This window comes from Microvirga splendida, from assembly GCF_016427565.1.
Classification (GTDB): domain Bacteria; phylum Pseudomonadota; class Alphaproteobacteria; order Rhizobiales; family Beijerinckiaceae; genus Microvirga; species Microvirga splendida.
On the sequence record NZ_JAELXT010000005.1, the window covers coordinates 135,166 to 146,904 of the forward strand.

Consider the following 11,739-nt stretch of genomic DNA (forward strand, 5'->3'; position numbering starts at 1 on the left):
ATAGCGCGGGCCGGGTATGCCGTCGAGCCAAGCGATCTTTGCATGGCAGCGTGTTGATCCGGCATGGCTGATGTCACATCTCTGGCATTAGGGATCGGGGCCTGCCTGTGGTAGGGTGCTGTCGGTTCCGAAGCTTGGCTTCATGGGGTTTATGGCCCCGGACACCCGACTTTTCGCCAGATGTGAGGCTGTTTGCCCGAGTTTTCGATGATGCGCCTGACCTTGAGCCTGTCCGACAACCCCGCCACGACCCTGGTCGAGCGGGCGATCATGGAGTTCCGCAGCGCCCGTCCCGTCGTGATCGACGGGGCTGAGGGAAGCGCGCTCGTGATCGGCGTCGAGGATCTGGACGAGGCGAGAGCTGCCGAGATCGGGGCCGTCGCCGGCTCCCATGCCCATCTCGTTCTGCCAGCCGCGAGGCTTCGCCGCCTCGGGCTCGAGCGCGAGGGGCCCGGACGGGTGGCCCTGCCGGTGGTCGAGCGCGCGCGGGTGGAAACCCTGGCCCTGAAGGTGGATGGCCGTATCGATGCGCCGGTCCGCCCCATCGACACCCTCGACGAGGAGGCGCTGGAACTCGCCCGCCTGTCGCTGGTCCTGCCCGCCGTGGTCGTGGTGCCGCTGGCCAAGGGCATCGCGATCGATCCGTCTGTGGTTCGCGTGCTCGGCGAGGCGGTTCGCGGCTACCGGCGCGCCAGGGCGGCGGACCTTTCCATCGTCAGCCGCGCGCCTGTGCCGCTGGACGGCGCGCCCACCAGCGAGTTCGTGGTGTTCCGCGGCGGCGAGGGCCTGCGCGATCAGGTGGCGATCGTCATCGGCAAGCCTGACCTGTCCAAGCCCGTTGCCGTGCGGCTGCATTCGGCCTGCCTGACGGGCGATCTCTTCGGCAGCCTCAAATGCGATTGCGGCGACCAGCTGCGCGAAACGGTGCGCTTCATGGCCCAGACTGAGGGCGGCATCCTGCTCTATCTCGACCAGGAAGGGCGCGGGAACGGCATCGCCAACAAGATCCGCGCCTACAAGCTGCAGTCTCAAGGGTATGACACTTACGACGCCGACGAGGTGCTGGGCTTCGAGGCGGATCAGCGCCGGTTCGACTTCGCCGCCGTCATGCTCAAAGCCCTCGGCGTCGGCAAGGTCCGCCTCATGACCAACAACCCCGAGAAGATCGCGGCCCTCGGCCAGGCGGGGCTCGAGGTTACCTCGGACCACCGCGTCCTAGGCCGCCCCACGGCGGAGAACGTGAGCTACCTCGCGGCCAAGCGCGACCGGGCCGGTCACTACATCGACCTCGAGGGCATGCTCGCCTGCCAGAGCAAGGATTGAGGGCTAAGCCCCCAATCCTGTTCCCAGCTTCTTCTTATCGCGCCGGCATGCCGGTTTCGACGATCTTCGCCCAGAGCGAGACACCGTAGGGGCTCGCCTCGTCGTTGAAGTCGTAGGCCGGGTGATGGACGCCCGCCGTGTCGCCGTTGCCGAGGAAGATGTAGGCGCCCGGCCGCTGCTCCAGCATGTAGGAGAAATCCTCCGCACCCATGAGCGGCGGAATCGTGGTGTCGATCGCGTTCTCGCCGCCGACCGCACGGGCGACGCGGGCCATGAACTCGGTCTTGTCGGGATCGTTCATGGTCACCGGATAGCCGCGGTCGTAATCGACCTCCGCCTTCGCCCCGAAGGCCGCGCACACGTTCTCCACGATGGCGCGGATGCGCGTCTCGGCGAGGTCGCGCACCTCCGGCGACAGGGTGCGCACGGTGCCGAGCAGCATCGCGGTCTGCGGGATCACGTTGAAGGCCTCGCCCGCCTTCACGGTGCACACCGACACCACCACGGATTCGAGCGGATCGGCGCTGCGGGAGGCGATGGTCTGCAGGGCCGTGATCACGTGGGCGGCGATCACCACCGGGTCGATGCAGTCATGCGGACGCGCCGCGTGGCCGCCCTTGCCCTCGATGGTGATGGTGAACCGGTCGGCGGCCGCCATCATGGCGCCGGCCCGGATGGCGAACTGGCCCACGGGAATGCCCGGCATGTTGTGCATGCCGTAGACCTCCTGCACGCCGAAGCGCTCCATGAGGCCGTCCTTCACCATCTCGTTGCCGCCGCCGCCGCCTTCTTCCGCCGGCTGGAAGATCACCACCGCGGTGCCGTCGAAGTTGCGCGTCTCGGCCAGGTACTTGGCGGCGCCCAGCAGCATGGCGGTGTGTCCGTCATGGCCGCAGGCATGCATCTTGCCCGGGACCTTGGAGGCGTGGGGAAGATTCGTCGCCTCATCCATGGGCAGCGCGTCCATGTCGGCGCGCAGGCCGATGACCCGTCCCGAGGTGTTCGTGCGGCCCTTGATCACGCCGACGACGCCCGTCCGTCCCAAGCCGGTGACGACCTCGTCGCAGCCGAAGCTCTTGAGCTTCTCGGCGACGATCCCGGCGGTGCGGTGAACGTCGAACAGGATCTCCGGGTTTTCGTGGAAGTCGCGACGCCAGGCGGTGATTTCATCGGCGAGGTCGGCGACGCGGTTGATGATCGGCATGAAGGTTCCTCGAGCAGGGATGCGGGAACCCTCAGCCAAGCAGAGGCAGGGGCCCTCCGTCAACCGTTTCGGCATCACCGGCTGCGAGATGTCAGGGCTTCCTGCGGAAGACCGCCTTGGGCCGCGTGGTGCGGAACTGCCCCCGCTCGATGGCCACGAAAATCAGCACGAGCACCACGAGTGCGGTGAACCACCACACCTGCGTGGTGCCGATGCCGAGGCAGCCCAGGGCATAGGCGCAGGCGAAGGCCGCCATGATGCCGGGCGCCACGGTGGCGCGGTGGCTGCGGATCGCCACCACGGCCCGGTAGAGCAGCAGGCTTGCCGCCACGGCCCCCACGAGGCCGAGCTCGTACCAGATCTCGAACAGCAGGGTGGAGGGAGCCTTGTGGGGCACCAGGCCGAAATACCGGCCGCGCAAGGCGGTTTCCAGCCCATGCCCGGTGAGCAGCCGCAGGGGCTCGTTGAGGATGATCTGGCGCCAGATTTCGAGGCTCGCCGTGACGGGAGCCCTGGCGCCGAAGAGGCCCGCCGCAAGGGGCTTCAGGAGGAAGGGCAGGAGCGGGGCGAGCAGCAGGAGGCCCGCCATGACCATCCCGACCAGACGCGGGCCGACACGGGGGCTCGCGGCGGTGAGCACGAACACGATGGCGCCGGCGGCAAGCCCGTAGAGGGGCAGCCCCTCCCGGGTGAGAAGGGCCGCGACCGCGACCGCAAGCGCGAGCGCCACGGCCTCCAGGTTCCTGCCGCGCGAGTGGAGCCAGGCGAGCGCCGGCCAGATCAGCAGGGCCAGCATGAGCATGCCGCGCTCGAGGCTCAGGCCCTCCGGGTCGAAGCGGCTGCCGCCCTGGACCGCCAGGAGAATGCCGATGACGGCGGCCAGCCCGACGCCGACGGGCAGGAGATAGAGATTGGCGGCCCGCATCCGCTCCGGAACGGCGAGATAGCCGCCCAGCCCCATGAGGATCATGCCGGCGATGTTGAACAGGCGCTCCGAGGCCTCGGGCAGGAAGGGGGTCCAGACCAGGGACAGCCCGGCCCAGAACAGCAGGACGAGTCCGGCGATCCCGCCCGTGGAGGTCGCGAGCGCCAGCATCTTCTCCCAGGCATGCCTCGCGCTGCCGTCCAGCACCGAGGCCAGGACAAGGAGAATCACCGCGAGCGGCGCCATCACCACAAGGGCGCGCCGCGTGAACAGGGCTGCCAGGGGCACGGCGAAGAACAGGGTCGCGAAGCCGAGGCGCCGCAGCACGGCGGCGGCATCGGCGGAAGGGTTGGCCGTCTGGGAAGCGGGGCGGACCATGCGGTGGGCTATCGACCTTGGGACATTCAGGGAACGGGAGCCTAATGGACGAAGTCGCCAAAAGCTGTAGGTGTCATGCAACACATCCCGTTCCTTTGCGTCCCCTCCTGAGAGCCCGACCTCCATGGCATCGAACGCCGAGACTGCCGGCAAGCGCCTCGTCCTGATCGGCGGCGGGCACGCTCACGTCCTGGTGCTGGAAGCCTTTGCCCGCCATCCCGAGCCGGGCCTCGCCATCACGCTGGTCAGCAGGGACCGCCTGACGCCCTATTCCGGCATGCTGCCGGGACACCTGGCTGGCACCTACACGAGGGACGAGATCCACATTGACCTGGAGCGCCTCGCCCAGGCCAGCGGCGCCAGGCTGATCTGCGACGAGGCCGTGGGCTTCGACCGGGCGGCCCGGCGGGTGCGGCTGAAGGGCGGCGGGGAACTGGCTTACGACATCCTCTCGGTCGATATCGGCATCACGCCGGATCTGTCGGGGATCGCCGGCGCGGAGGAGCATGCACTCGCCGTCAAGCCCATCGGCAGCCTGCTGGAAAAATGGGACAGGCTCGTGGAAAGCGCCCTCGCGCCGAACGGTCCCCGCCGGTTCGCCATCGTCGGGGGAGGGGCAGCGGGAATCTGTCTCGCCTTCGCGGTTACGGCCTTTCTCAGGAATCGATTGAGCGATGCGATCGAGGTCTCGCTGATCGGCGCCGCCGAGGCACCGGGCATCAATGCCGGCATGCGCCGCCGCATCGCGCGGGCGCTCAAGCGGCGCGGGATTGCGGTTCACGTCGAGGATGCGGCGGTGTCCATCGACGGAGATGGCGTGGCTCTCGCGAGCGGCCGGTGCGTGCCGGCCGATGCCGTTCTGATCTCGACCCATGCGGCCCCGCCGCCGGTGCTCGCCGCGACGGATTGGGCCAAGGACGAGAGCGGCTTCCTGGCCATCGGTCCCACGCTCCAGATCCTGAACGACGAGGTCGCTTTCGCCGTTGGCGACTGCGCCACGATGATCGCGCATCCGCGCCCGAAGGCCGGCGTCTTCGCCGTGCGGCAAGGGCCTGTGTTGGCCCAAAACTTAAGACGGGCCGTTCGGGGCGAGGCGCTCGAAACCACCATCCCGCAGCGCGATCACCTGCTGCTGATCGCAACCGGCGACGGCCGCGCCATCGGCGGCCGCGGCCGGTTTCTCGCCTTCGAGGGCCGCCTCGCGTGGCGGCTGAAGGATGTCATCGACCGGCGCTTCATGCGCCGGTTCGCCTGATAATTTCGGATCTTCTCAGAATCTGATCGAAAAGCTGTAGCGCTGGTTTCCCTCCCCCTTATGGGGAGGGAGTGCTGCGCAGCAGCCGGGTGGGGGTGTGAGCGCCAACCTGTATGGGTCTGGCGCCCTTCACCTCTCCCTGAGGGAGAGGTCGGACCTTCAGGTCCGGGTGAGGGGTTACAGGTTTATCCGGAGAGCGCTCTCCCCCTCACCCGCCGCACTGACGTGCGTCGACCTCTCCCCACCGGGGAGAGGTGATGCTTCGGCACGCTGAATGCTCAAGCGAGGAGCGTGGCGCCGACACCCCCACCTCCAACTCCTCCCCACAAGGGAGAGGAGGGCTTGGTTGTGCGCGACTCAGGGCGAAAACGGAGTGTCGCCGACAACGTTCTTTGCCGACGATCACCCCTTCTGCTCGCGAATGAAGTTGACGATGCCCGAAAAGTCGTCGCCGTCGTGGCCGGCATCGGCGAAGATCGCGTAGAGCTTCGCGGCCTCCGCTCCCAGCGGCGTCGAGGCGCCGGAGGCGAGCGCCGCTTCTTGCGCGAGCTTCAGGTCCTTCAGCATCAGGGCGGCGGCGAATCCCGGCTTGTAATCGTTGTTGGCCGGCGAGGTCGGCACCGGGCCCGGCACCGGGCAATAGGTGGTGAGCGACCAGCACTGGCCCGAGGACGTGGAGGCGACGTCGAACAGCGCCTGATGCGACAGCCCGAGCTTTTCCGCCAGCACGAAGGCTTCCGAGACGCCGATCATCGAGATGCCGAGGATCATGTTGTTGCAGATCTTCGCCGCCTGGCCGGAGCCGGCCTCGCCGCAATGCACGACCTTCTTGCCCATCCTGGACAGGACCGGCTCGGCGCGGTCGAACGCCTCTTTCGAACCGCCCGCCATGAAGGTGAGCGTCGCGCCCTTCGCGCCGCCGACGCCGCCGGAGACCGGCGCATCGAGGCTGGTCAGGTTGCGGTTCTGCTCCTGGGCCAGGCCGTGCGCCTTGCGGGCGCTCTCCACGTCGATGGTGGAGCAGTCGATCAGCAGCGTGCCGTCCTTCACCGACGGCAGGATGTCGGACCAGACCGAGAGCACGTGCTTGCCGGCGGGCAGCATGGTGATGACGATCTCCGCATCCCGCACCGCATCGGCTGTGGAGCCGGCGATATTCACGCCGTCGCTCTTCGCCTGATCGCAGGAGGCGGAAGAGAGGTCGAAGCCGGTGACGCTGTGCCCCGCCTTGACGAGGTTGGCCGCCATGGGTCCGCCCATGTTGCCGAGGCCGATGAACGCGATGCTGGTCATGAGAATCCTCCCGTGTTGTCGTGTGATGCTTGAGTCAATTGTTCGATGAAGGCTGCCATCATGAGCGCCGCGCCACCCACAGGGCTCCCGCGAGCGAGAAGCCGTAGAACCACAGCATCAGCGACCCGAAGACCTTGTCGAGGGCAGGGTCGAGCCGCGGGAAGAACACCGCGAAGTGCGAACCCACGGCCGCCATGATCAGCATGCCCGGGACGGCGACGAGCGCCATGGCCTGGGCCGCGGCTTTCCTGGGAATTTGCAGAACGCGATGGATCAGCAGCCCGAGCACGAGGCCAAGAGCGGCCCCTGCCGTGAAGTTGAGCTGGAACGGCCGGCGCCCGTCGAGGAAGAACCACAGGCCGGCAAAATGGAACAGCGCGAAGATCGCAGCGGCGATGCCGAAGCCGAGGATGAGGGATTTGACACCAAGACTCATAGACTCAGCCTCATCCTGAGGAGCAGACGCAGTCTGCGTCTCGAAGGATCGTCCAGTGGTCACTGGAGGCGCCCTCGCGCCCGGACAGAGTCCGGGACCTCGAGGCGGACCTGACGGTCCTCCTCAGGATGAGGGCTTGTGTTGAGAGCACGTCTCTCACGCTCACCGATTTCCGCGCCCCACCAGATCGCGCGCCACAATCAGGCGCATGATCTCGTTGGTGCCCTCCAGGATCTGGTGCACGCGCAGATCGCGCACGATCTTCTCAACGCCGTAATCGGCGAGATAGCCGTAGCCGCCGTGGAGCTGCAGGGCGTCGTTCGCCACCTGGAAACCCACATCGGTGGCCATGCGCTTGGCCATGGCGCAGAGCTTGGTGGCGTCGAGCGCCTTGGCGTCGAGAGCCGAGGCCGCGCGCCACAGAAAGGTGCGGGCCGCTTCGAGTTCAGTCGCCATGTCGGCGAGCTTGAACTGCAGCGCCTGGAAATCCGCGATCCGCTTGCCGAAGGCTTTTCTGTCGCCCGTATAGGCGAGCGCCTTGTCCAGCGCGGCCTGTGCGCCGCCAAGCGAACAGGCGCCGATATTGATGCGCCCGCCGTCGAGGCCCGACATGGCGATCTTGAAGCCCTGGCCTTCATCCGAGAGCCGGTTGGCCACGGGCACGCGCACGTCCTCGAAAATTACCGCGGCGGTGGGCTGCGCATTCCAGCCCATCTTCTTCTCCTGCGCGCCGAAGGACACGCCGGGCATGTCCTTCTCGATCACCAGGGTCGAGATGCCGGAGGGGCCGTCCTCGCCGGTGCGCACCATGGTCACGTAGATGTCCGAGGTGCCGGCGCCGGAGATGAACTGCTTCACGCCGTTGACCACGTAATGGTCGCCGTCGCGCACCGCCTTGGTCTTGAGCGCCGCCGCGTCCGAGCCCGAGCCCGGCTCGGTGAGGCAGTAGCTCGCGATCAGCTCCATGGTGGCGAGGCGCGGGATGTAGCGCTCGCGCTGCTCCTGCGAGCCGTAGCGGTCGATCATCCAGGCGGCCATGTTGTGGATCGACAGATAGGCCGACACCGCCGGGCAGCCGATGGCGAGCGCCTCGAAGATCAGCGCCGCGTCGAGCCGCGTCATGCCCGATCCGCCCACGTCGTCGCGGGTGTAGATAGCCGCCATGCCGAGGCTTGCTGCTTCCCGCATCACGTCCACGGGAAAATGCTTCTTCTCGTCCCACTCAAGGGCATGGGGCGCGAGGTTGTCCGCCGCGAAGGCCAGCGCCATGTCGCGGACGGCGATTTGATCGTCTGTCAGAGAGAATTGGTTCATTTCAATCCCGCACAGCTGGAGTGGCGGCCAAGGAGTATCGTTCGATCAGCAGGCAAGGACACGAACGTGCCCTTCCTCGCCGTAGGACAAGAGTTTCCGGTCTCGGGTTACGAGAATGAGATCCTCGGCTCGAGCCGTTGCGGCGATGATCCTGTCGGCGGGATCTGCCGGTGGCGTCCCCGGCAGAAAGGCAGATGCAATCAGCGTGCGTGGAGGCATTGGAGCCAACCTCATCCCGGGCAAGGCGAGAGCAGCCTCAAACCAGACTTCAGGTGCCATGCTCAAAGCAATTCTGCCTTTCCGCACAAGGGTTGCTATCTCCCATGCCGTTATGGGAGAGATCAGGATCTTGTCCGCTTGCGCAGCCTCGTCAACGGCTTGGCGGCAATTCTCTGAAATCTCTTCGCCATTGGCGATCCAAAGCACGGCACAGGTATCGAGAAGAAGTGTCGCCACTTAGAGGGTTCCACTCTCGGCGGACCATTCCTCTCCGGTCGGTTCAGTGATGTCGAAATCCGCATGAATACGGACCGTCCCCTTCAACCCTGCGAAGGGAGACTGCGCTGCCTGAGACGATCCCGCCGAGGAGTTTCCATTCCCACCGGAGACGGTTTTGCGAAAGACGAGCTCCTCTTTCTCAAGGTCGACCTGCTCCGTGAGCCAGCCGGCATTCAGCCAAGCTTTGGTCATGACGTGGTTTTGAGGATTGTTCGACCATAACGCACGGTGCCGGCGTGAAGACGGAGGCAGCGGAAAGCCCAGGATGCGCTCGATCTCTCTGAAACTTGTGCGCCACACCGGAACAGGCAACGTTGCGAGGTGACGCTTCAGCGGCTCGTACTTCGACACAGTACCCTCCTAACGGCGTAGTAACTCATAGTTACACATAGTTACTACGCCGTCAAGGGCAGTTACTTCATCGTCGGAATGGAGAATTCCGCGCCTTCCTTGATGCCGGAGGGCCAGCGGGACGTGACGGTCTTCGTCTTGGTGTAGAAGCGCACCGCGTCCGGGCCGTGCTGGTTGAGGTCGCCGAAGCCGGAAGCCTTCCAGCCGCCGAAGGTGTAGTAGGCGAGCGGCACCGGGATCGGCACGTTGATGCCCACCATGCCCACGTTCACGCGCGAGGCGAAGTCGCGGGCGGCGTCGCCGTCGCGGGTGTAGATCGCGACGCCGTTGCCGTATTCGTGGTCGGAGGGCAGGCGAAGCGCATCCTCGTAATCCTTGGCGCGCACCACGGAGAGCACGGGGCCGAAGATCTCTTCCTTGTAGATGCGCATGTCGGTGGTCACCTCGTCGAAGAGGCAGCCGCCCATGTAGAAGCCGTTCTCGTAGCCCTGCATCTTGAAGTCGCGGCCGTCGACCACGAGCTTGGCGCCTTCCTGCACGCCGATATCCACGTAGGAGCGCACCTTCTCCATGTGGGCCCGGGTGATCATCGGGCCGAAATCGGCCGACGGATCGGTGGAGGAGCCGACCTTCAGGCTCTCGACCCGCGGGATCAGCTTGTCCATGAGGGCGTCGGCGGTGGCCCGGCCCACGGGTACTGCCACCGAGATCGCCATGCAGCGCTCGCCCGCCGAGCCGTAGCCGGCGCCGATGAGGGCGTCGGCCGCCTGGTCCAGGTCGGCGTCCGGCATGATGATCATGTGGTTCTTCGCGCCGCCGAAGCACTGCGCGCGCTTGCCATTGGCGGTGGCGCGCGAATAGACGTATTGCGCGATCGGCGAGGAGCCGACGAAGCCCACGGCCTTGATGTCAGGATCGTCGAGGATCGCGTCCACCACTTCCTTGTCGCCGTTGACCACGTTGAGGATGCCGGCCGGCAGGCCCGCTTCCATCATGAGCTCAGCCAGGCGCATGGGCACGCCCGGATCGCGTTCGGAGGGCTTCAGGATGAAGGCGTTGCCGCAGGCGATGGCCGGCGAGAGCTTCCACAGCGGGATCATGGCCGGGAAGTTGAACGGCGTGATGCCGGCCACGACGCCCAGCGGCTGACGGATCGAGTACATGTCGATGCCGGGGCCGGCGCCTTCCGTGAACTCGCCCTTCAGCAGGTGCGGGATGCCGGTGCAGAACTCCGCCACCTCGACGCCGCGCTGGATGTCGCCCTTGGCGTCCACGATGGTCTTGCCGTGCTCGCGGGCGAGCAGCTCGGCGAGCGAATCGGTTTCCTGGGCGATGAGCTCGAGGAACTTCATCATCACGCGGGCGCGGCGCTGCGGGTTGGTGGCGGCCCAGGCCGGCTGGGCGGCCTTGGCGTTCTCCACCGCCTGGCGCAGCTCGTCCTTGGACGCCAGCGCGACCCGGCCGATGGTCTCGCCGGTCATGGGCTGGAAGAATTCGGTGGTGCGGCCCGATTTGCCGGGGACCTGCTTGCCGCCGATGAAATGTCCGACCTCGCGCATGGCGTCTCTCCTCCTCATGGGTTTTTTCGTACCCTTCTTCTATCATTGTTGAAATCGCACGACTATGGGTGAAACCGAGGCACCGTTGTGCGAAAACGCCAATATCAAGGGAGGCCGCATGAGCGCCTTCGATTGGGACGATCTCCGCTTCTTCCTGGCCGTCGCCCGCGCCGGCCGGCTCACGGCGGCTGCCCGGCAGCTGGAGGCGGACCACACCACCGTGTCGCGCCGGATCTCGGCGCTCGAATCGTCCCTCAAGGCCAAGCTCTTCGAGCGCAGCCCTCAAGGTTACACCCTGACCGAGCCCGGCGAGCGGCTGCTCCGGCACGCCGAGGCCATGGAGACCCAGGCGCTGGCGGTCGCGAGCGAGCTCGGCGGGGCGGACCTCGCGCTGACGGGCACCGTGCGCATCGGCGCGCCGGACGGGATCGGCACCTACTTCCTCGCCCCTGAACTCGGGGCGCTCGCCGAGCGGCACCCGGGCCTCACCCTCCAACTCGTGGCGCTGCCGCGCACCTTCTCGCTCTCCAAGCGCGAGGCCGATATCGCCGTGACCCTGGAGCAGCCGACGGAAGGACGCCTCGTGTCGCGCAAGCTCACGGATTATCGGCTGCGGCTCTACGCCTCGAAAGATTATCTCAAGCGCCACGGTCCCGTGACGGAGCTGGCCGATCTCACGGGCAAGACCCTGGTGACCTACGTGGCGGACCTGCTCTACAGCCCGGTGCTCGACTACTTTTCGGCCCTTGAGAAGCACACCGCCCGCCGTTTCGAATGCGCCAGCGTGGTGGCGCAGGCCGAGGCCGTGCGGGCCGGGATCGGCATCGGCATCCTGCACGATTACGCCGTGCGGCAATTCCCGGAGCTTGAGGTGGTGCTGCCCGAGGTGTCGTATCTGCGCACCTACTGGCTCGTGACCCATGCGGATGTGCGGTCCTTGAGGCGCGTGGAGGAGGTCTATTCCTTCATCCTCAGCCGCGTGAGGGCGAACCGGGGGCTGTTCGTGTGAGGCGCCGACCGCTTCCCTCCCCCTTGCGGGGAGGGAGAGCCGCAGTAGCGGTCGGGTGGGGGCGCAAAGTCGGAGCGGAGCGCTTCTTTCAAGAGGCATAAACGCTGCTACAGATCCCCTCTCCCGGGCGGGAGAGGGGCAGGGGTGAGGGTATGCGGCTTCACCAGCTTAACGCCGACACGTCCGATGCAGCA

General features: G+C 66.6%; 11 protein-coding genes. 3 read left to right on the top strand and 8 right to left on the bottom strand.

Features of this window, described 5'->3' with window-relative positions; translation table 11 throughout:
- Positions 1-210: 210 nt before the first annotated feature.
- On the top strand, positions 211-1,323 hold the full coding sequence (gene ribA, locus JAO75_RS07435; RefSeq protein ID WP_199048101.1) for a GTP cyclohydrolase II RibA: 1,113 nt from the start codon (positions 211-213) through the stop codon (positions 1,321-1,323).
- Between the two features lie 34 nt (positions 1,324-1,357).
- Here ribA and JAO75_RS07440 read toward each other — a convergent pair whose 3' ends face one another.
- Both JAO75_RS07440 and JAO75_RS07445 read right to left on the bottom strand, forming a co-directional pair.
- Complete coding sequence (locus JAO75_RS07440) at positions 1,358-2,527, bottom strand: M20 aminoacylase family protein (protein WP_199047933.1); 1,170 nt, start codon at positions 2,525-2,527, stop codon at positions 1,358-1,360.
- 91 nt (positions 2,528-2,618) lie between these two features.
- Positions 2,619-3,830: a peptide ABC transporter permease gene (locus tag JAO75_RS07445; protein WP_199047934.1), complete on the bottom strand. Its 1,212-nt coding sequence runs from the start codon at positions 3,828-3,830 to the stop codon at positions 2,619-2,621.
- Between the two features lie 124 nt (positions 3,831-3,954).
- On the opposite strand from JAO75_RS07445, the gene JAO75_RS07450 reads away from it, so the two are divergent.
- Positions 3,955-5,085 (top strand): FAD-dependent oxidoreductase, encoded by a 1,131-nt coding sequence (locus JAO75_RS07450; RefSeq protein WP_199047935.1) that lies wholly within the window; start codon positions 3,955-3,957, stop codon positions 5,083-5,085.
- 402 nt (positions 5,086-5,487) lie between these two features.
- Here the strand turns inward: JAO75_RS07450 and mmsB are convergent, their stop codons facing one another.
- The 6 genes from mmsB to JAO75_RS07480 form a co-directional block, all read right to left on the bottom strand.
- The gene (gene mmsB, locus JAO75_RS07455) at positions 5,488-6,378 is read right to left on the bottom strand and encodes a 3-hydroxyisobutyrate dehydrogenase (RefSeq protein WP_199047937.1); all 891 of its coding nucleotides are present in this window, start codon (positions 6,376-6,378) and stop codon (positions 5,488-5,490) included.
- Positions 6,379-6,436: 58 nt separating this feature from the next.
- Complete coding sequence (locus JAO75_RS07460; RefSeq protein ID WP_199047939.1) at positions 6,437-6,814, bottom strand: DUF5367 family protein; 378 nt, start codon at positions 6,812-6,814, stop codon at positions 6,437-6,439.
- A gap of 162 nt (positions 6,815-6,976) precedes the next feature.
- Complete coding sequence (locus tag JAO75_RS07465; RefSeq protein ID WP_199047941.1) at positions 6,977-8,128, bottom strand: isobutyryl-CoA dehydrogenase; 1,152 nt, start codon at positions 8,126-8,128, stop codon at positions 6,977-6,979.
- A gap of 45 nt (positions 8,129-8,173) precedes the next feature.
- Entirely contained in the window at positions 8,174-8,584 is a 411-nt protein-coding gene (locus tag JAO75_RS07470) for a PIN domain-containing protein (protein ID WP_199047943.1), read from the bottom strand.
- Positions 8,585-8,977 carry a DUF7662 domain-containing protein gene (locus JAO75_RS07475; protein ID WP_199047945.1) on the bottom strand — a complete coding sequence of 131 codons (393 nt, stop codon included), beginning with the start codon at positions 8,975-8,977 and terminating at the stop codon, positions 8,585-8,587. It lies immediately after the preceding gene.
- Between the two features lie 62 nt (positions 8,978-9,039).
- Positions 9,040-10,536: a CoA-acylating methylmalonate-semialdehyde dehydrogenase gene (locus JAO75_RS07480; protein ID WP_199047947.1), complete on the bottom strand. Its 1,497-nt coding sequence runs from the start codon at positions 10,534-10,536 to the stop codon at positions 9,040-9,042.
- Between the two features lie 118 nt (positions 10,537-10,654).
- On the opposite strand from JAO75_RS07480, the gene JAO75_RS07485 reads away from it, so the two are divergent.
- Positions 10,655-11,545: a LysR family transcriptional regulator gene (locus JAO75_RS07485; RefSeq protein ID WP_199047949.1), complete on the top strand. Its 891-nt coding sequence runs from the start codon at positions 10,655-10,657 to the stop codon at positions 11,543-11,545.
- The last annotated feature ends 194 nt before the right edge of the window (positions 11,546-11,739 follow it).

Excerpts from the sequence above, each read along its gene's own strand:
- JAO75_RS07460 (WP_199047939.1), bottom strand. The coding sequence starts at position 6,814 with ATGAGTCTTGGTGTCAAATCCCTCATCCTCGGCTTCGGCATCGCCGCT.
- JAO75_RS07485 (WP_199047949.1), top strand. The coding sequence starts at position 10,655 with ATGAGCGCCTTCGATTGGGACGATCTCCGCTTCTTCCTGGCCGTCGCC.
- JAO75_RS07465 (WP_199047941.1), bottom strand. The coding sequence starts at position 8,128 with ATGAACCAATTCTCTCTGACAGACGATCAAATCGCCGTCCGCGACATG.
- JAO75_RS07440 (WP_199047933.1), bottom strand. The coding sequence starts at position 2,527 with ATGCCGATCATCAACCGCGTCGCCGACCTCGCCGATGAAATCACCGCC.
- mmsB (WP_199047937.1), bottom strand. The coding sequence starts at position 6,378 with ATGACCAGCATCGCGTTCATCGGCCTCGGCAACATGGGCGGACCCATG.
- JAO75_RS07445 (WP_199047934.1), bottom strand. The coding sequence starts at position 3,830 with ATGGTCCGCCCCGCTTCCCAGACGGCCAACCCTTCCGCCGATGCCGCC.
- JAO75_RS07450 (WP_199047935.1), top strand. The coding sequence starts at position 3,955 with ATGGCATCGAACGCCGAGACTGCCGGCAAGCGCCTCGTCCTGATCGGC.
- ribA (WP_199048101.1), top strand. The coding sequence starts at position 211 with ATGCGCCTGACCTTGAGCCTGTCCGACAACCCCGCCACGACCCTGGTC.
- JAO75_RS07480 (WP_199047947.1), bottom strand. The coding sequence starts at position 10,536 with ATGCGCGAGGTCGGACATTTCATCGGCGGCAAGCAGGTCCCCGGCAAA.